Source organism: Methylomonas subterranea (assembly GCF_024505185.1).
GTDB lineage: Bacteria > Pseudomonadota > Gammaproteobacteria > Methylococcales > Methylomonadaceae > Methylomonas > Methylomonas subterranea.
In genome coordinates, this window is record NZ_JANIBJ010000002.1 from 1 (window position 1) to 19,231 (window position 19,231).

Sequence of the window (19,231 nt, forward strand, 5' to 3'; positions counted from 1 at the left end):
GCCTCGGCCAGGCCCAGGGCTTGGCCGAGGCGGAACAGCCGCCAGCCGTGTCCGAAAACACTGAGTTCGCCGGCGCGCTCGGCCAAGGGGCTGTGCCGCCAGGTGCGGATGCGGTCGGCCAGTATTTGCCATTCGTCGCTGCTCCTGGGGTTGTCCGCCAGCAGGTTCAGGCCGGCATGTTGCAGATATTCCGGCAATTGCCGGCCGAAAACCGCTTGCCGGACCGTGAATTCGGCGCGGTTTTTTTCGAAACAGGCCCGCAGCTTGTCCAAGCGCGGCGCACAGCGCCAAGTGGCTTGGCACAGCCTGCCCAGATAAGCGTTATCCAGAATCAGGCGTATCGCCAGATAATCCGCCAGCAAGGGTTGGGTGGCTTCGTCGGCCCGGTAATCCGGGTGAGTTTGCCGCCAGTTGATCAGTCCCGACCAGCCGGGTAATTCCAGCGTCAGTCTTTCCAGATATCCCGCCCAGCGCTCGGCGGGAATGCCGGCATTTTGCAGTTGCCGGACAATGGCATCGACCGCATCCCCTGGCCAGTCGCCAGGCGGATTTTTCCAATCGTCCAGTTCCTGAAACATCGGCTCGGCGTCGTGTTCAAGCGTTAGCAGCCAAGCTTGGTACAAACCCAGTTCCCGCCGTTGCGGCAGGCGCCAGGCCGCCTGGCCTTCATCCAGCAGCGATGCGCAAAACCGGATCAATTGCGGGCGCACCTGCTCCAGGATATCGACGCCGGTCAATGCGGCCAGCAGGCCGCGCAGGCTCAAGCCGGCGCCCACTTGATCAAACAAATCCATTAACCGCATCGCATCTTGTTCGGCGCGGTCGATGTCGGTATTTGCCAGCCAGCTTTCGGCCTGTTCGCGGCTCAGGTCCAGCAGTTGTTCCGGATGCAGGTCCGGCAAGCTCAGTTCAAGCCGCTCCAGCACGCTATCCCAGAGCGCGCGGCTATCTTGCCCTTGCAACAAGTCGGTTTCCCGCAGTTGCCAGAGCAATTGAGCGGGAGTGGCGGGCGATAAATCGCACAGCAAGGCCTGTCGATAGAGTTGCCGGCGAGTCAGGGATTGTCCCGCCCACTTGCAGACTTCCTCGCCGCCGCTGTCGCCAAAATGCCGGTTTAAGGCGGCGTCCAGGTCGGCATCGTTGATGCGTCCTTCGGAGTAATATTGGCGGAATTGTTCGGCGGGCTGGTAGCAATCGATGCCGGTCAGGGCGGTAAAGGCCGCCAGGGCTTGCTCGAAAGGCAGATGTTGGAAGCCGTGCAGGGTATTGTGGTGCACGAAGTCGTGTATCGGCGCTTGACCGGGCAGCACATGATCCAGGTGCTTGATCGCATCCAGGACGATTTGCCGGTTTGAGGCTTGCTGCGCGGTTTTCAAGGCAGACGCTCCCCGATGGTCAGCAGCATGCGATCTATGGTCGACGTAGACAATTCGATCAGCGGCCCGGGCAGCAGGCCGAACAGGACGATGCCGGCCACCAATACTCCGGAGGCCATCAGTTCCAGCGGCTGTAAATCGGCGACGGTCTGCATGCGCGGCTTGACCGGGCCGGTAAACAGCAGGCCTATGGTGCGCATGGCGTAAGCGGCGCCGATCAAAATGCTCAGGCTGAAGAATACTATCAGCCCGCCCCATTGTTGGAAACCGCCGATCAGGGCGTGCAGTTCGGCGATAAAACCGACCGAGCCCGGCAGGCCCATGGCGGCCAGCAAGGTCAGCGTGGTAAAGGCGGCAAAGCGCGGCATCACCTGTGCCAGGGAGCTGTAATCCTGGATGTTGCGGGTATGGGTGCGTTCGTAAAGCAGACCGACCAGTAAAAACAAGGCGCCGGCAATCAGGCCGTGGGCGCTCATCTGCAAAATGGCGCCGGTAAAGCCGATTTGATTCATGGCGGCAATACCCAACAGCACCACGCCCATATGGCTCAGGGAAGAATAGGCCACCATGGCTTTCAGGTCGCGCTGCCGCCAAGCCAGCAAGCCGCCGTAAATCATGCCGAACAAGGCCAGGGCCACCAACAGCGGCTGGATCAATTTGGCTGCCACCGGCAGCATCACCACCGTGCGCAGCAAGCCGTAGGCGCCCATTTTCAACAGAATGCCCGACAGCAGGATGCTGATGGGGCTGGGCGCTTCCACATGCGCCAGCGGCAACCAGCCGTGCAGCGGGAAAATCGGCATTTTGACGCCGAAACCCAATAAAAAACCCAGCAATACCAGAACCTGTTCCAGTACCGGCATGCTTTGGGCCGCCTGTCCCATGGATACCATCAGAGAGCCTTGGTGTTCCAGATCGTATTGGCTGATGGCCAACAGGCTCAGCAGCATGAATACCGAGCCGCCCATGGTGTAGAGTACGAAATTCAAACTGGCCGCGTGCCGGCGCTTGCCGCCCCAGCGGTCGATCAGGAAAAACAGCGGGATCAGCGTCACTTCCCAGAAAATATAAAACAAGGCCCAATCCTGAGCCATGAATACTCCCAGCATGCCGAATTCCAGCAACAGCACGCAGATGTGATAACCCTTGAGACCGTCGCGAATGGAAAAAGACGCCAGCAAGGCGATGACGCTCAACAGGGTGGCCAACATCAGCATGGGCATGGACAAGCCGTCCACGCCCAAGGCGTAGGCGCTGCCCAGTTTGGGGTTGAGCGGATAAAATTCGCCGAACTGCATGGCACTGTCGGCGGTTTCGAAACTGAACAACAATCCGCAGGCCAGGATAAACGCGGCCAATGTGCTTGCAATGCTGATGTGCCTGATCAGTTTGTGTCTCTGCCCGGAAATGGGCGCCAGCAGCAGCACCCCCAGCGCCGGAGTCCAAAGCAGAGCGCTTAATATTGCCATGATTAATGGTGGTCAAGTCGAGTTGGCTTGGTATTCTAATGGCATTTGGTTGAAATAGGCCAATTTTAGCCAAATTGGTTTATATAAACCGGCTCGCTTCGACCAAGCCGATGCCATGGGAAGCTTTGGAGCCGGGAAATTTATGAGCTGTTTTTCGGCTTTGCTTTCGCAAAGTCAGGCGTATCGTGTACCCTTAGCGGCCACAAATTCGCGGTTGCCGAACCATGCGGCGGCCGAATTTTCCTCTCGACACTCGCTGAATTCAAGGTTGCAAGATTTGAATATGACTACCGACAGTACGCCCGCCAAACCATGCAGATACATCTGATCGCGGTCGGCAACAAAATGCCGGACTGGGTACGGCAAGGCTATAATGAATATGCCAAACGGCTGCCGCGCGAGTGCGAATTGGTGTTGAGGGAAATTGCTCCCGACAAGCGCCGAAGCGGCGATATCGCCCGGATTACCCAAGACGAAGGCGAGCGCATGTTGGCGGCCTTGCCGCCGCGCGCGCATCCGGTCACGCTGGACATACCCGGCAAACCCTGGACCACGCCCGAGTTGGCCAAGGCCCTGCAACGTTGGTTGGACAGCGGCCAGCCGGTGGCCTTGCTGGTGGGCGGCCCGGAAGGTTTGTCGCCGCAAGTCCGCGACGTGGCGCGGGAATCCTGGAGCCTGTCGCCGTTGACATTTCCCCACCCGCTGGTTCGCGTCATAGTGGCTGAACAAATCTACCGGGCCTGGAGTCTGATGAATAACCACCCTTATCACCGTTAAGCGTATGACGCCACAGCTTGTGCTTGCCTCGGCTTCCCCGCGCCGCAGCGAATTGCTGCGGCAAATCGGCATTCGCCACCTGATTCATGCGGTGGATATTGACGAAACTCCCTGGCCGGGCGAATCGCCCTTGGCCTATGTGGAGCGGGTAGCCAGCGAAAAGTCGGCGGCCTGCCGGGCCCTGCGCGGCGACGCACTGCCGGTATTGGCGGCCGATACCAGCGTGGTTTGCGACGGCGAAATCATGGGAAAACCCGAGAACGGCCGGCATGCCGCGCGGATGTTGACGAGGCTGTCCGGACGCGAACATCAGGTGTATAGCGCGGTTTCGCTGCGCGGCGACGGGCATTGGCAAGCTGTCAGCGTCAGCCGGGTGAAATTTCGTTGTCTGAGCGAGGCGGAAATCGGCGCTTATTGGGATAGCGGCGAACCGCGCGACAAGGCCGGCGGCTACGCCATTCAGGGGCTGGCCAGCATTTTTATCGAATCGATTACGGGCAGTTTTTCCGGCGTGATGGGCTTACCGCTGTTTGAAACCGCACAATTATTAGCCAAACAAGGGATTAGAGTCATCGCATGAGTGAGGAAATATTGATCAATGTCACCCCGCCGGAAACCCGGGTAGCGGTGATAGAAAACGGCGTGTTGCAAGAGCTGATCATCGAGCGGGTGCGGCAAAAAGGCTTGGTGGGCAATATCTACAAGGGCGAGGTGTGCCGGGTGTTGCCGGGCATGCAGGCGGCTTTCGTGGATATCGGCCTGGAAAAGGCCGCCTTTCTGCATTTGTCGGATTTCAACAGCCAGGAACTGGCCGACGGTTCGGAAAGCATAGAGCATTATCTGAAGGAAGGGCAGAAAATCGTGGTGCAGGTTACCAAGGACCCCCTGGGCAACAAGGGGGCCCGCCTGACCACGGATATTTCCATACCGTCCCGTTTTCAGGTGTACATGCCTTACGCAGCCAATTCCGGGGTTTCCCAGCGCATCGAGAGCGAGGAGGAACGCACCCGATTACGCGCCTGCATCGAAAACTATCTGCAAAAACACGCGGTGCCGGGCGGTTTTATTGCCCGTACCGCCGCCGAATGCGTGGAAGAGGTGATTCTGTTTTCGGACATGACGTTTTTGCATAAACTCTGGGAATCCATCCTGGATAAGAGCAAAAAGGCTAAGGTCAAATCGCTGATACACGAGGACCTGCCGCTCAGCGTGCGCACGCTGCGCGACCTATATAAGGAAGGCGTCGAACGGGTCAGGGTCGACTCCAAGGAAACCTTTTTACGTCTGGTGGAGTTCGCCGAGACCTTCGTGCCGGAAGTGGTGCCGGTGATCGAGCATTATTCCGGCGAACGACCGGTGTTCGATATCTATAACGTCGAGGACGAGATCAGCAAGGCCCTGGACCGCAAGGTCAAGCTGAAGTCCGGCGGTCATCTGGTGTTCGACCAGACCGAATCGATGACCACGGTGGATGTGAATACCGGCGGTTATGTCGGCGGCCGCAACCTGGAAGAAACCATCTTCAAAACCAATCTGGAGGCCGCGCAGACCATTTCCCGCCAACTGCGCTTGCGCAACCTGGGCGGCATCATCATCATCGATTTCATCGATATGCAGAGCGACGACCACAAGAAACAGGTGCTGACCGCCTTGCAGCGCAATCTGGACAAGGATCACGCCAAAACCAAAATCACCGAGGTCTCCGCGCTGGGCCTGGTGGAAATGACCCGCAAGCGCACCCGCGAAAGCCTGGAACACATTTTGTGCGAGCCTTGCTCGACCTGCGGCGGACGGGGTGTGTTGAAAACCGCCGAATCGATTTGCCTGGAAATTTTTCGCGAAATCATCCGGGTGGTGCGGCAATACAACGTGCAGCAAATTCTGGTGCTGGCGTCCGAACAGGTAGTGGAAATGCTGCTGGACGAGGAAGCCGACATGCTGGCCGAACTGGAAGTGTTTCTGAAGGTGGCGATCAAGATCCGCGCCGAATCCGAATACAATCAGGAACATTATGATGTAGTGCTGTTGTAGGTCGTCGAATTCGTGCTCGTACATATTACCCGCGCCACCCGCCATTTATTGTTCTGGTCGCTGATCGCAGTGGCCTTGGCGATGAGCGTCGCGCGGATTTTTCTGGCCGATATCGACGATTATCAGGCCGAGCTGGAGCAAAAAATCCGCCAAATCTCCGGCATTCCATTGCGCATAGGCACGCTGGACGCCGGCCTGCGCGGGTTTAATCCGGAAGTGATTTTAAAGGACATCCGCATAGAGGCCGAGGACCCCGCCGCCAAACCGGACATTCAACTGCGGGAGATTCGGCTGGGAATCGATTTTCTGGATTTGCTGTTGCGCCGGGATTGGCTGTCGGCCAGCCGGGTTACTCTGGTGGGCGCCAACATCAGCATCATCCGCCAGGAAGACGGCAGTTTCGTTCTAAAGGGTCTGCAGGCCAGCGACGAACCGCCCTTGTGGCTGCTGAGGGGCGGCAAATACGAAATTCTGGACAGCGAGATTACCTGGCTGGATTTGAAGCGCCACGGCAAGCCGGTGCATTTCGACCGCTTCGATCTGGTCTTGAAGAACCATTACTTCGATCAAAGCCACGAAGTGCATCTGCTCAGCAAACTGCCCGAGCAATACGGCGACAGCCTGCGCATTTCCGCCAACATCACCGGCAATATTTTTCTGCCCGACGATTTTGCCGGCGAAATCTATCTGGAAGGCACCGATCTGCAGTCGACGGCCTTGGTGACCGGCGACCTGCCGTTGGGCTTTAATCTGCAAGCCGGCGCCGGCGATATCCGGGTCTGGAGTTTATGGCGCAACGCCAGCCCCTATCAAGTGGACGGTTATGTGCAGGCTCAGCAGGTCAAAGTCAGCAAGAATCAGGGTAAACCCCTGGCGCTGGACACCTTCGAGGCCAGTTTCAGCTGGAGCGATATCGGCGGCCGCTGGCGACTGGCCGGCTACGACGTCAATATATACGCCAATCGGCAGCGTTGGCCGGACGGAGCTTTTTATTTGCAACAGGACGGGCGGGATAATCTGTCCGCCGTCATCAAGCAGTTGGATTTGCCGGCGGCCATGTATCTGGCGCCTTTGTTGATACCGACCGACCACGATCACGCCGATTACCTCGCCTTGAATCCCAAGGGCCGCCTGCACGATGTCAGTCTGTTCGTCAGCAGCGATTATCAACAATACGCCGCCCGCGGCAGCTTTAGCGATCTGGGAGTGGAGCATTTCGGCGCCATTCCGCAGATCAAGCGGATCAGCGGCGAAATCAGCTTGACCGATCGATACGGCCAAATCATTCTGAATACCCACGACGGCGAATTTCATGCGGCGGATTGGTTCAGAAATCCGCTGGCCGTCAAGCGCCTGCAAGGTACCGTGCACTGGTGGCAGACAGCCGAGGCCTGGCAGTTTTTCAGCCGCGATCTGGCGGTCGACAGCGCGGATTTTGCCGGCGTGGCTCAGCTGGATTTATGGTTGCCGAAATCCGCCGCCTCGCCCGTTCTGGATTTGACGCTGGCCTTCGGCCAGTTTGACGATATCAGTCAGGCGCCCAAATACTTGCCCGCCAAGATCATGGGCGAGGGTGCCGTCGAATGGCTGGACGATGCCTTTATCGGCGGGCATATCAAGCGCGGAGAACTGGTGGTGAAAGGCGCGCTGGATCAGTTCCCGTTCGTCGACGGGTCGGGTTTGTTCGAAACCGTTTTTACCATCGAAGACGGAGAGATTCAGTTCAACCAAGACTGGCCGCATCTGCGGGATGTCCATGCCGACGTGCAATTTTCGGCGGCTGATCTGCAAGTGGCGATACTCAAGGGTCATAGCGAAAAAGTGGCTATCGACCAGGCCGTGGTGACGATTCCCGATTTGGCCAACAGCGAGCATGTCTATGTCTGGGGCAGGGTGGAGTCCAAAATCATGGATAGTTTGGCCTTTCTGCAAAAATCCCCGTTAAAGACTAAAGTCGACCCTATTGCCGGCCTTATCCGCGGCACGGGGACGGCCAAGGTCGGCCTGGATTTGAAAATCCCCTATAGCGAAAGCGAGCCGGTCAAGGTCAAGGTGGATGCGCAACTGGACGGCGCGCAATTGACCGTGCTGCCCGTCAACCTGAACCTGGATGCCATCAAGGGTGTGCTGACGTTCACCGAAGATCGTATCTACAGCACGCGCCTGGATGCCCGCGGCCTGGGTTATCCGATACAAGGCCGGCTGACCAGCGATGCCCATGCCACTTATCTGGACCTGGACGGCGTTACCAGTATCGATAAACTGGTAGCGCAGTTTGGCTTTCTGAAAAACGATATCGCCAAGGGCAAATTTGCCTACGCAGGCAAACTCACGCTGCCTTATGCGGCGGAACTGCCGGCTTCCTTGCGCATTAGCAGTTCGCTTAAAGGCGTCGGCGTCGATAGTCCCATGGGCTTGAATAAAGCGGCCGACGAAGCGTTGGCCCTGAATTTGAACTTCGAATTTGCCGACGGGCCGGAACTGCCGCTGGAACTGAGTTACGGCGAGGGCTTGACTGCCTATTTGCTGATCGATAAAAACCGGGAAGCCTTGCAGTCCGCCCACGTGGTTTTCGGCCGGGGCCGGGCGGACCGCTATGACGGGCCGGGTTTAAAGCTGGACATCAGACAAGCCGAGTTTGATATGTCGCGGGCGGTCGGGGCAGTCGGCATCGACAGCCGCCTGCCGGCCCTGAAGGAGGTTTCCATCGATACCGGGCAGTTGGTGTGGCGGGATCAGAAACTGGGGCCGCTGAGCGTCAGCATGCTGGCGGCCAACCGGCATTGGCAAGGCAATCTCGACAGCGCGATGGCCCGTGGCCGTTTCAGCATACCCGAGCAACTCGGCGGCAGTGACCGTATCGTGCTGGATATGGATTTCCTGAACCTGTCGGCGATGGATAAATTCAATCTGGCCGGCGCGGACGAGGCCGTAACGGAACTGCCGTTGATCGACATAAACAGCCGCCATTTGTTATGGCGCGGCAGCGATTTGGGTGCATTGGCCTTGCAAACCGAGCGGGTCGCCAACGGCATTCATTTCAAGGCCATTGAATTACAGAGCGATAAAAGCAAAATCAATCTGACCGCCGACTGGTTGAAACAACCCACCGGTACCATTACCCAGGTCAAGGGTAACCTGAAAGCCGACAAATTCGGCGATTTGTTGTCCCGCTTGGCTTTTAGCGACGATTTCAAGGAAACAACCGCCGATATCAGGTTCAAGGGCGGTTGGCGCGGAGGGCCGCATCAGTTTTCGCTGGGCCGGCTGAACGGGTTGCTGCAACTGGATTTGAAAGACGGCCGCATTTCCAGCATAGAGCCGGGTTTCGGCCGCTTGCTGGGCCTGATCGCCATGGAACAATGGGTGAAACGGTTGAGCCTGGATTTTAGCGACGTGTACCGGCAAGGTCTGGCTTTCGATCAAATCAAGGGCCGCATTAAAATCAGGGACGGATTGGCCTATACCGACGATCTGACCGTGGATGCCGTGGCCGCCAATTTTTATCTGGCCGGCTACGCCAATCTGGCCGACAAAACCCTGGATCAAAGGGTGGCGGTAGTGCCCAAGAGTTCCGGCGCGCTGCCCATTGCTGGTACAATCGTGGGCGGTATCGCCAGTATCATCACCCAGGTGGTAACCGATGATTACAAAGAGGGTTATTTCTTCGGTTCGCAATATAAATTATCGGGAAATTGGGGCGATATCGACGTGACGCCGCTACACGATGAAGACGGCTTGGTGAATAAAACCTGGCGCGGTCTGACCGATTTCGGTTGGCTGGATTCCATCACCGAATGACGCGCGGGCCAAGGCCGGGTGTTGAACAATAATAACTATCGAAGGGATAAATCATGACAATATGCGCAGCGATTCAAATGGCATCGGGCCCGCAAGTCAATGCCAATCTTTTGGAGGCTGAAAAGCAAATCGCCGATGCCGTCAACGCGGGCGCCAAACTGGTGGCCTTGCCGGAAAATTTCGCCATCATGGGCATGAACGAATACGACAAGGTCAGCGCGCGGGAAGCCGACGGTCAGGGGCCGATACAGGAGTTTTTGGCCGCCGTGGCTAAAAAATACGGGATCTGGGTGGTCGGCGGAACCATGCCGATGGCGGCTAATGCGGACAACAAGGTGCGGGCCGCCTGTCTGATTTACGACGACCAGGGTCAGCGGGTGGCGCGTTACGACAAGGTGCATTTGTTCGACGTCAGCGTGCCGGATACCGCCGAAGAGTATCGGGAGTCCGATTCGGTGGAAGCCGGCGATTCATCCTGCGTGATCGATACGCCGTTCGGCCGCCTGGGCATCGCGGTTTGTTACGACCTGCGCTTTCCGGAGTTTTTCCGCCCCATGACCCGCAAGGGCCTGGATATCATCGTGATACCGTCGGCGTTTACCTCCAAAACCGGTGCCGCGCACTGGGAGGTATTGCTGCGGGCCCGCGCCATCGAAAATCTGTGCTACGTCATTGCGCCCAATCAAGGCGGCTTCCATATCAACGGCCGCCAGACCTACGGCCACAGCATGATAGTCGATCCCTGGGGCGTGGTGCTGGATTGCTACAAATCCGGTCCCGGCTTTGTCTCCGCCGATATCGATAAAAGCCGCCTGGAAAAAATGCGCGCCGCCTTTCCCGCGCTGGAACACCGCCGCTTTTTTTGCGAGTGAGGATTATGTCGAAACGCCTGATTGCCGGTTTGCCTGTATTGCTTTTACTGGGGTGCGCCGACACCTCGGACCGATATCGCGACAACCATCAGCTGGAATTGCCGCCGGAATTGCCGATAGAGCATACCCATGTTCAGCCGGCGTTGGCGGCGGACGATTTGAGCCCCAGGGCCGCCAAGTCGTCGCTGTTGGCCGAGCTGATGGATTTTTCCGACGGCGACAAGCCCAGGTTGACCTTGAAAACCCGTCCCGACCGGGCTTGGGAAATGGTGGTGGTGGCACTGAAAATCGGCAATGTCGAAGTGCTGGATAAAAACCGCCAGGAGAACCGTATTCAGGTTCGCTTCGACCCGGATTCCGCCGGCCGGGAGCCTACATTGCTGGATGCGTTCTTCAATAATGCCTATGACGAAGCCGACTACAACATTACCCTGAGGGAAGAGGCTTCCGGTGTCATGGTCAACGCAGAACTGGGCAAAACCGACGGTGGCCAGTCCGGCGAGGACGGTTCAGCCGAATTGTTGCGCCTGCTGCATAAAACCATCGATGAAAAGATCATTCATCATCAGCCAAAACCGAACGAGTATGACTAATACCGCGCGGCCGGCCGTCCTACAGACTCGGGTACGGGTAGACGTACCCTCCTAACCTCCTCCCGGCGGAGGCTGTCGTAAAAGCCCCCTCTCCTCGCGGGAGAGGGCTGGGGTGAGGGGGGTAAAAGCAAATAAGCTATTGTTTTATATATCCTAACTCTAGCCTCTTTCCGGCGGGAGAAGGGGCTGATAGGCTTCTACGACAGCCTCCAAAGGTTTAGGGTGTTTGTGGCGAAATTCTCAGTCGGGTAGGCCTGACATCAGGGTAAGTTCCTTTTCTTGCTCGCGGGCATCCCATTCCGCCTTGGTCCGCAGAATCTTCGGCAAAATGTCCATGAAGGCCTCGACCAGACGGCCGTCGAGATGGCTGCCGGCGTTTCCCCTCAGAAATTCCAGCGTTTTATCCAGGGGCCAGGCTTCTTTATAGGGACGTTTCATGGACAGGGCGTCGAACACGTCCGCGACCGCCACGATGCGCGCCGACTCCGGAATCTCGTCGGCCGCCAGGCCGCTCGGATAGCCGCTGCCGTCGCATTTTTCATGATGGTATAGCGCAATTTCACCCGCCAGTTGAAATAACGGCGCCTGGCTTTGCTTGAGGATACCGTATCCTATGGTGGTATGGGTTTTCATGATGCGCCATTCTTCTTCGTTCAGCTTGCCCGGATTTTTCAATACGGCGTCGGGAATGCCGATTTTACCGGTATCGTGCATGGGGGCGGCCAATTCCAGCAGGTGGCAGCGTTCTTCGTTCCAGCCCATGGTTTCGGCCAGCGAGCGGCTATACGCCGCCATGCGCCAGATATGGGCGCCGGTGTCCGTGTCGTTGTAGTGACCGGCCATGCCCAGCATATGGATGGCATCGCGGTAACTTTTTTCCAGAGTCTCCGCTCGTACCAGCGACAGGTGGGTTTGTACCCTGGCTTGAACGATGGGTACCGAAATGGGCTTGGTGATGTAATCCACCGCGCCGACGTCGAAGCCGGCTTTTTCGTCGATTTCCTGCGTCATGCCGGTGACGAAGATTATGGGAATATCCCGCGTTTCCAGATTGCTTTTCAGGCGCCGGCACACTTCGTAACCGTCCATGTCGGGCATTTGCACATCCAGCAGCAGCAAGGCCGGCCGATGTTTTTCCACCGCTTTTAGGGTTTCCGCTCCGCTGCGGGCAAACGCCAGCGGATGATGCTCTTTTAACGCCATGCGCAAAATGCCCAGATTGTAGGGCTCGTCGTCGACACATAGGATCGGACCGGTGGACATCGTCAAAGCTCCGGTGAATTGGCTTTTAACCGCTCGATGAGAGCTTGGGTCTGCTCCTCGGCGGCACGGAAATCGAAATTATCCAGCAGTTCCCGAATGGGTTGCAGCAATGTTGCCGGCAGCAATTTTTCCAGGTCCGCCAGAAGCGGTTCCGCTTCATCCGGATTGTCCCGATCGAGGGCCAGTAATAAGTCCTCGCACAATTGCAACGGGGTGCCGCTATCGGCCATGCGGGAAACCGCCGCTTCATGCGCGGTATCCGGTGTGGTCAGGCCGCTGATTTCCCGCAGAGCTTCATCCAGCGCCCGCTGCAGGGCTTGCGGCCAATCCGCGCTGTCATGCCCTTCGATCAGCGTGCGTTCGATTTTTTCGGCCAGTTCCCATAACGCCATCATGGCCAGATTGCCGGCGGAGCCCTTTAGTTTGTGCGTCAGAACGCGGGCTTGTTCGTGCAAACCCATGCCGATCAGTGCGCCAATTTCGTCGCCGTCGCGTCCGTGGGCATCGGCAAATTTGCGCAAATACCGGTGGTAAGTCTCCACATCGCCCCAATTGCGCAAGCCGCGTTCCAGATCGATAATCGGCTTTGGACCGGATTCGGAGACGGCCGCTGGAGTGGTAATCGGCGCGGAGGGAGCTCGATCTTGTTCCGGGGCGTATTGCCGCAGTTGCGTGATCAAGTCGTCGACATCGAAAGGTTTGGCGATGAAGCCGTTCATGCCGGCCGCCAGCGCGGCGGTTTGCTGGTTTTTGAAGGCGCCGGCGGTTAGGGCGATGATGGGGAGGTCGGTCAGGTTCAGGGTGTCGCGAATCCGCCGGGTGGCTTCGTAACCATCCATTAACGGCATCTGGATGTCCATTAAAACCACGTCCATGCTGTCGGGATTATCGCTCAGCCATTCCAAGGCGGTTTTCCCGTCGTCGGCCAGATGCACGCAGGCGCCTTCCGATTCCAGGATCCGGCGGGCCATATCGCGATTGATTTCGCTGTCGTCCACCACCAGCACACGCAAGCTCCGAAGTCGCCTGTCATTTAACGGCAAGGTCGCGGTTTCGGGCTGAAAATCTCCCTGCTGGCGCCGTTTGGCGGCCGAGACGACGTTATACAGCGCGGAGGCGGTTACCGGCTTGTTCAGGATGGCATCGACTATATTAGCGCCCGGCTCGCGCAGCAAGGCATCGCGGTCGTGAGCAGTGGTCATCACAATCAGCGGCGCGTTGGGAATGTCGCCCAGGGCGTTCTTGATTCGCAGCCCGGCCGTCAGCCCGTCGATGCCGGGCATGCGCCAATCCAGCAACAGCAGATCGGGGAGTTTGTTGTTCTCCGCCCGGGCAAGCACCCGTTGCAAGGCTTCCTCGCCCGAGGACACGACTTCCGGATTCCAGCCCAGGCTGCGCACGGTGGCTGCCATCGTTTCCAGGGCAACCGGATGGTCGTCGGCGATCAGGACGTTCTGGAAGGCCATGGTAGGCTGCATGTAGTCCAGCGGTTCGACCAACTCCACGGGCAGCACGAACCAAAATTCGCTGCCCTTGCCGAGTTCGCTGCCGACGCCGATCTCGCCGTCCATCATCTTCACCAGGTATTGGCAGATGGACAGCCCCAGTCCGGTGCCGCCGAAACGACGCGTGGTGGAGGTGTCTTCCTGGGCGAAGGGGGAAAAGATTTCAGCCTGTTTGTCGGCCGCGATGCCCTTGCCGGTATCCCGCACGCTGAATCGCAGGTAATTCTGCCCGTTGATTGCCGGGAGGTGCTCCACCGTCAGCGCTACGCTGCCGCGCTCGGTGAATTTGAGGGCGTTGCTGGTCAAATTCACCAATATCTGTTCCAGGCGCAGCGCATCGCCGCGCAGAAATTCCATGCCCTCCGGAGCCGGCCCCATGATCAGCTCGACGTCGGGTTTATACTCCACCGCGGACATCAGGGTCGCCACATTATCCAGCACGTCATTGAGGCGAAACGGCGCCTGTTCGATTTCCAGCCGGCCGGATTCAATTTTGGAAAAATCCAGGATGTCGTTAATGATTCCCAGCAGGGATCGGCCGGCGATGCGGATTTTTTTGACCAGATTATGTTCCTCGGCCGGAAGGTGGGCTTTTTCCAACAGATAAGCCAGGCCCAGAATGGCATTCATGGGCGTGCGGATCTCATGACTCATGTTGGCCAGGAAATTGCCCTTGACGCTGGCCAGGCGCTCCGCCTCGTGCCGGGCGCTGAGTAATTCGGCGGTGCGTTCGGCCACCCGCTGTTCCAGAACTTCATTCATGTGCATGATTTCGTCCTGGGCGCGCTTGCGCTCCGAAATATCGGCGACCGTGGCCAAGACAAAAGCCTGGTTATTGTCCTGAAAAGGGCTCAAGCCGATTTCGATCGGAAACTCCTCGCCATTCTTGCGGGTACCGTGCAGATCCCGGCCGGCGCCCATGGCGCGACTGGTGGGTTGCCGCTGATAGGCTTTACGCTGTTCGGCGTGATCGGCGCGCAGGGTTTCCGGCAACAGCATTTCGACCGGATGGTTCAGCAGTTCCGAGCAGCGGTAGCCGAACATGGTTTCGAAGGCCGGATTGGCCATGATGATGCGTCCCTCGGCATCGGCCACCAATAAGCCGCTGGTGTTGGCTTCGAACAGCATTCTAAAGCTGGCTTGCGCTTCCTGTAGCCTGCGGGCCGCTTCGGCTTCGCTACGCGCCAATGCCGCTTCCCTTTCGGCCCTGGCGCGGGCGGTTTTTGCCTGGATCAAGCGGCCAATGCCGCCGCCGAACAGCGAAAGTATGATCAATGCGCTAAGCAATTTGATCGGCCAGACCTGATCATGCAGCGCGGATAAGGTGGTCGCCGGCAAACGGGTAACCACTTTCCAGTGGATGTCGTGCGAAAGCCGGATATCCGTTTCGGAAACGGGTGATAAAGAGTCCCAGGTCCAAAGTCCGTCCGGCAGCAGAATTTGGCCTTGATCAACGTTCGCCATGGCTTCCCAAGCTCGCGGGTGGCGGTTGCCCAAGTTGTTTTTGCCCTGGAACAGAAAATCCCATTCGTCGTTCGGATCCGGACTCTTCAGCCAAAAACCGCCGGCATTCAGCAGCATAATACGATCGGCCGCCGGGCCGGCGCCGTCGACAAAGGCGTTCAGCATCGCACGGGCGGCTATATTGATGATCAGGATGCCGCGAGGCGAGCCATCTTCGGCGAAAATGCGGGTTGCAACCCTTATTGTCGGTTTGTAGGGCAGTTCGAACTGACCGTTATCGACGTTCAGATCGAGTGGAGAGATATAAATCTCGCCCTTTTCCAGACGCAGCGTGTCGAGATAGAAATAGCGGTCGTGCTTGTCCTGCAAATCGGCTCGAGCCACCAGTTGAGGCTGTCCGTCGACATTGTTGACCCGAACCCGTTCCCATCCGTTATTGTCTATCCAGCGCACTTTGTCGTAACTGGGGTTGCGCGACATCAAGGAAAAAAAAGCTTCTTCCATTTGCTTGGAATCGGCTCCTTCCGTGGCTTCATATACCTGGCGCACCGGCTTTTCGTTGGCAAGACTGGCCATATGCCGTATCGGCACCGCCAATTCCCGCATCAAGCGACCCTGGCTGAGCTCCACATACGTTTTTTCCTCGGCCATCAGCATCGCTATCTCGGCCTTGATGCGCGCTTCGCCCAAGGACCAAGTGCCCGCCAAGACCAGCACGGCCACCGGCAGGAACATCAGCAAAAACTCCCTCAGCATGCCGTCCCGTCCGAAGGCATCGGGATTTTGCGGCAGCTTGGTTGGATTGAATGAAAAATTTCCCATGGCGGTCTCAAAAAAAATATCGAAACATTTGCAGCGCAATTTGGCGCCACGCCGATATGGCGGTCAGCGCTAGGGATTCCGTCCCTAATAACTTCCCTATTTATATCCCTAACCCTAATTCTACTTTGTCAGATTCTTAAAGGGATTCGTCATTCCGGCAGGGATTGCCGGAATCCAGGCTCCATGGATGGACCGAAGCCTGCCATCCATGGCGCTGGATGTCCGCTTCCAGGCGGGCATGACGGCGGTTTTTTAAATGTGACAAAGTAGAACTAACCAACTCCCGGAGGAAGAGAGTGCGGAATCCTGAATCCTAAGGCAAATTTATCGTAAAGCCGCTGGATTGCCGGAACCGATACCGCCGAATGCGCGGAGCGGTGGAAACGACTATTGGCCGCGCGAGGTCAGCATAACTTATACACCAGAGCATGGCCGATTAAAAACAATAAAATTTGCGCTGGATTGCAAAATGATGCTTGTCAAAGCTGTTCGTCAGCCGGCTGTCCGGGTCCGGAAACAGGTGCTGTCCGGCGGGCTTGCCGGCAGTCGGCCAAGAAGACCGGCAAGGGCGCGGGATATAAACAGGGAAGTTATTAGGGACGGAATTCTTGGCGTTGCCAGGGAAACGGCAGATCGGGCTTGGCGCGCCAGAACCGCAAAATCTCGCCGGCGTGTTGCATATAGTCGTCCAGTAGGGCTTGGTGGCGGTGTTGATAATGGGTCTGGACGGCCGGTGGCGGCAGATGGCCGAAGAAACGGTTCAGATTGTCGGACAACACGCGGGAATTTTGAATCTCGCCCAGGCGGGTTAAATGGACTTGCATGCGGTCGAACTGGCTGTCTGGTAAATCCGGCAGCAGTTCGCGCGCCGAAGCCAGCATGTAGCGGAGTTTTTTCAGCGCAATTCGCAGCGAGTGCAGAGTTGCCGGGTCGCCGGGGTCGGTTTGCCGATGTCGCTCCAGCGCCTCGCGGTAGCAGTTGTCGACGGCCGCAAGTACCAGTGGCGTTAAGGGTTTATCGCCGAATGCGCTCCGCAGTTGTTTGCGGGCTTTTTCCACTAGTGGTTGCAAGTCCTCGCTGTCCCGTTGCCGCAATAGCGACGGTAGTTGTGTCAGCAGGCGTTGCTCGTTGAGCTGTAGGTGGCGATGGCAGGCAGCCAGCTCCGGCAGGCTATCGAGACGGTCGGTCACTTCCAGTAACATGACCTGGGTGTCGCGCAACTCGTCGAAATCGTCGAGTTGGGATTTCAGACGCTTGCGCAGTTTTTGCAGGTGGGAGTGGGGGGCAAGCGCTTGTAATAACTGAATCAGGGCTAGCAGGCGCCGACAGCTGATCCGCAGTTTATGCACCGCATCTTCGTCGGCTGTCCGCCGGCATTGGCTTAAGCGGCGCTCATATTTTTGCCAAAGTTTGGCAAGGCTGGTCAGCAGGCGCTTGCCGTCATGCATAAAGGTCAGGTTTTACGGCTTTGCAGGCGCTTTTTGCGCATCACCAGGGTGACGATGGGCCCGGATGCCGCGTAAGCCACGGACAGCAGAAACAGCATGCGCTGAGGTTGCGCCAGCACAAATCCCAGTACCAGCATGGCCAGTATGGTGGCAATAAACGGTACGCGGTTTTTGAAGTCGATTTCCTTGAAGCTGGAATAGCGGAAGTTGCTGACCATCAGCAGGCCGGTGGTAATGGTGGTCAGCAACACCACGTATTTGAAGTTTTCCACCTCGTAACCGTTTTCCACGCAAAACCACAGGCCGCCGGCCAGAATCGCCGCCGCCGCCGGGCTGGGCAGGCCTTGGAAATAACGTTTGTCCGCCACTTCAACCTGGGTATTGAAGCGTGCCAGCCGCAAGGCGCCGCCGGCCATGTGCACAAAGGCGGCAAACAGGCCGACCTGGCCCATGCTGGATAGGGTCCACAAATACATGACGATGGCCGGCGCGGCACCGAAGGACACCATGTCGGACAGACTGTCGTATTGCACGCCGAATTCGCTCTGGGTGTTGGTCAGACGGGCCACCCGGCCGTCCAGGCCGTCCAGTATCATGGCCACGAACATGGCGATGGCGGCTGTTTCGAAACGGCCGTTGATGGCCGAGGTAATGGCGTAAAAACCGGCGAACATGGCGCCCGTGGTAAATAAATTCGGCAGCAGATAAATGCCGCGATGGCGTTTGGTCTGGGGTTTTTGCATCATGGTGTTCGCAAACAAGGAAAAGGTGGTCGGCATTTTACATGGTCGGCAGAGGGCTTGCCATGTCGGTTACATGACAGCCCGGCGACTCAGTAAAAGCATTGGCCGTGGCGGAGTTGCTCCAGTCGGCGTGGAAAGGTTTGCGCAAGGTAGTGTTGTAGTGCTTGCCAAGCGGCATTGGCTTCGGCGACCAAACGTGTCTCGACAGGCAGCGGTTTTTCGATGCGGGTGTAATGCAAACCGTGGTAGTCGATGCCCGCCGCCCGCATCGCCTTGATATTTCGGGCGCCATCGTCGACCAGTATCACGTGGTCGTAATGCAGCTTGAGTTTCGCCAACAGGTCCAGCAATAACTTGCCTTTATTCCGCCCGCTGACCATAAGCACGCCGTCGTCATAACTGATGGCGGCTTCCTTGGCGCTTGGGATTTCTTGCCAGCCATACGCCAAACCGTTCGGGTCGCCGTCCAGCGGCAAAGGCAGGGCATATCCGGCGTTTTGCAGTTCCCTCAGCGTCGGACCGCGGCTGTAGGGGCTGCGGGCTGTAACTATGATTTTATCGGCCTCGATCGAGTTGACGATTTGCGCGCCGTCGGCTTCGGTCTTTTGCAGGGTTTCCGTTTCGTAATTGATGGCGTTGACGTCGAACTTGCACGGCACGTAGTCGGGATCGTTGCGATCCAGCGTGCCTTGCCACTGGTACCAATGATCGCTGCCGAAAAAGCTTTCCGAGGTCAGCAAGGTATCGTCGATATCGAATACCACCAGCGTGCGGCCGAATTCAGGGCCTAAATAATTTTTCACGTCGGACAGGTTCTTGCTGGGAATGACCTCGGAAATGGCGGGTTTTGAGAGCCCGTGGCCGGTGACGATTTGCCGGGGCGAGCAAGCGGCCAACAAAATGGCCAGCGCCGTAAGGCTTAGTACTGTTTGCAATGTATTGGCTGTTTTCATCGTTAATCGTGTGCGGCAAATCAAATAACAAAAGCGTAGCCGGTATGCCGCGAAGCGCAATCCGGGGTAAAGATTATAAATTTTGGTTCGAACCCGGATTCCGGCTCGCGTCAT

Annotated in this window: 13 protein-coding genes; 6 read left to right on the forward strand and 7 right to left on the reverse strand. The window is 57.6% G+C overall.

Going from position 1 to position 19,231, the window contains the following annotated elements:
• Both NP590_RS01220 and NP590_RS01225 read right to left on the reverse strand, forming a co-directional pair.
• The coding region (locus NP590_RS01220; RefSeq protein ID WP_256600321.1) for a putative inorganic carbon transporter subunit DabA at positions 1 to 1,376 on the reverse strand (1,376 nt) is incomplete at its 3' end.
• Positions 1,373 to 2,845 carry a complex I subunit 4 family protein gene (locus tag NP590_RS01225; RefSeq protein ID WP_256600322.1) on the reverse strand — a complete coding sequence of 491 codons (1,473 nt, stop codon included), beginning with the start codon at positions 2,843 to 2,845 and terminating at the stop codon, positions 1,373 to 1,375. The genes NP590_RS01225 and NP590_RS01220, both read right to left, overlap by 4 nt.
• Positions 2,846 to 3,157: 312 nt before the next feature.
• Between NP590_RS01225 and rlmH the strand changes: the two genes are divergently transcribed.
• The 6 genes from rlmH to NP590_RS01255 are packed head-to-tail and all read left to right on the forward strand — an operon-like array spanning position 3,158 to position 10,919.
• The gene (gene rlmH, locus NP590_RS01230) at positions 3,158 to 3,622 is read left to right on the forward strand and encodes a 23S rRNA (pseudouridine(1915)-N(3))-methyltransferase RlmH (RefSeq protein ID WP_256600323.1); all 465 of its coding nucleotides are present in this window, start codon (positions 3,158 to 3,160) and stop codon (positions 3,620 to 3,622) included.
• A 4-nt stretch (positions 3,623 to 3,626) separates the two neighbouring features.
• Positions 3,627 to 4,202 (forward strand): Maf family protein, encoded by a 576-nt coding sequence (locus NP590_RS01235; RefSeq protein WP_256600324.1) that lies wholly within the window; start codon positions 3,627 to 3,629, stop codon positions 4,200 to 4,202.
• On the forward strand, positions 4,199 to 5,653 hold the full coding sequence (gene rng, locus NP590_RS01240) for a ribonuclease G (protein WP_256600325.1): 1,455 nt from the start codon (positions 4,199 to 4,201) through the stop codon (positions 5,651 to 5,653). The genes NP590_RS01235 and rng overlap by 4 nt, the downstream gene beginning before the upstream one ends.
• Positions 5,654 to 5,665: 12 nt before the next feature.
• Positions 5,666 to 9,454 carry a YhdP family protein gene (locus NP590_RS01245; protein ID WP_256600326.1) on the forward strand — a complete coding sequence of 1,263 codons (3,789 nt, stop codon included), beginning with the start codon at positions 5,666 to 5,668 and terminating at the stop codon, positions 9,452 to 9,454.
• Positions 9,455 to 9,507: 53 nt separating this feature from the next.
• Positions 9,508 to 10,326 (forward strand): carbon-nitrogen hydrolase family protein, encoded by an 819-nt coding sequence (locus tag NP590_RS01250; protein ID WP_256600327.1) that lies wholly within the window; start codon positions 9,508 to 9,510, stop codon positions 10,324 to 10,326.
• A gap of 5 nt (positions 10,327 to 10,331) precedes the next feature.
• On the forward strand, positions 10,332 to 10,919 hold the full coding sequence (locus NP590_RS01255) for a hypothetical protein (RefSeq protein WP_256600328.1): 588 nt from the start codon (positions 10,332 to 10,334) through the stop codon (positions 10,917 to 10,919).
• 240 nt (positions 10,920 to 11,159) lie between these two features.
• Here the strand turns inward: NP590_RS01255 and NP590_RS01260 are convergent, their stop codons facing one another.
• The 5 genes from NP590_RS01260 to NP590_RS01280 all read right to left on the reverse strand — a co-directional run bounded on the left by NP590_RS01260 (position 11,160) and on the right by NP590_RS01280 (position 19,117).
• Positions 11,160 to 12,182, reverse strand: a complete 1,023-nt coding sequence (locus NP590_RS01260) for an HD domain-containing phosphohydrolase (protein WP_256600329.1) — start codon at positions 12,180 to 12,182, stop codon at positions 11,160 to 11,162.
• A gap of 2 nt (positions 12,183 to 12,184) precedes the next feature.
• The gene (locus tag NP590_RS01265; RefSeq protein WP_256600330.1) at positions 12,185 to 15,973 is read right to left on the reverse strand and encodes a response regulator; all 3,789 of its coding nucleotides are present in this window, start codon (positions 15,971 to 15,973) and stop codon (positions 12,185 to 12,187) included.
• Between the two features lie 593 nt (positions 15,974 to 16,566).
• The gene (locus NP590_RS01270) at positions 16,567 to 17,421 is read right to left on the reverse strand and encodes a CHAD domain-containing protein (RefSeq protein WP_256600331.1); all 855 of its coding nucleotides are present in this window, start codon (positions 17,419 to 17,421) and stop codon (positions 16,567 to 16,569) included.
• Positions 17,422 to 17,426: 5 nt separating this feature from the next.
• The gene (pssA, locus tag NP590_RS01275; protein ID WP_256600332.1) at positions 17,427 to 18,167 is read right to left on the reverse strand and encodes a CDP-diacylglycerol--serine O-phosphatidyltransferase; all 741 of its coding nucleotides are present in this window, start codon (positions 18,165 to 18,167) and stop codon (positions 17,427 to 17,429) included.
• Between the two features lie 86 nt (positions 18,168 to 18,253).
• Positions 18,254 to 19,117 (reverse strand): DUF2608 domain-containing protein, encoded by an 864-nt coding sequence (locus tag NP590_RS01280; protein WP_256600333.1) that lies wholly within the window; start codon positions 19,115 to 19,117, stop codon positions 18,254 to 18,256.
• Positions 19,118 to 19,231: the final 114 nt, after the last annotated feature.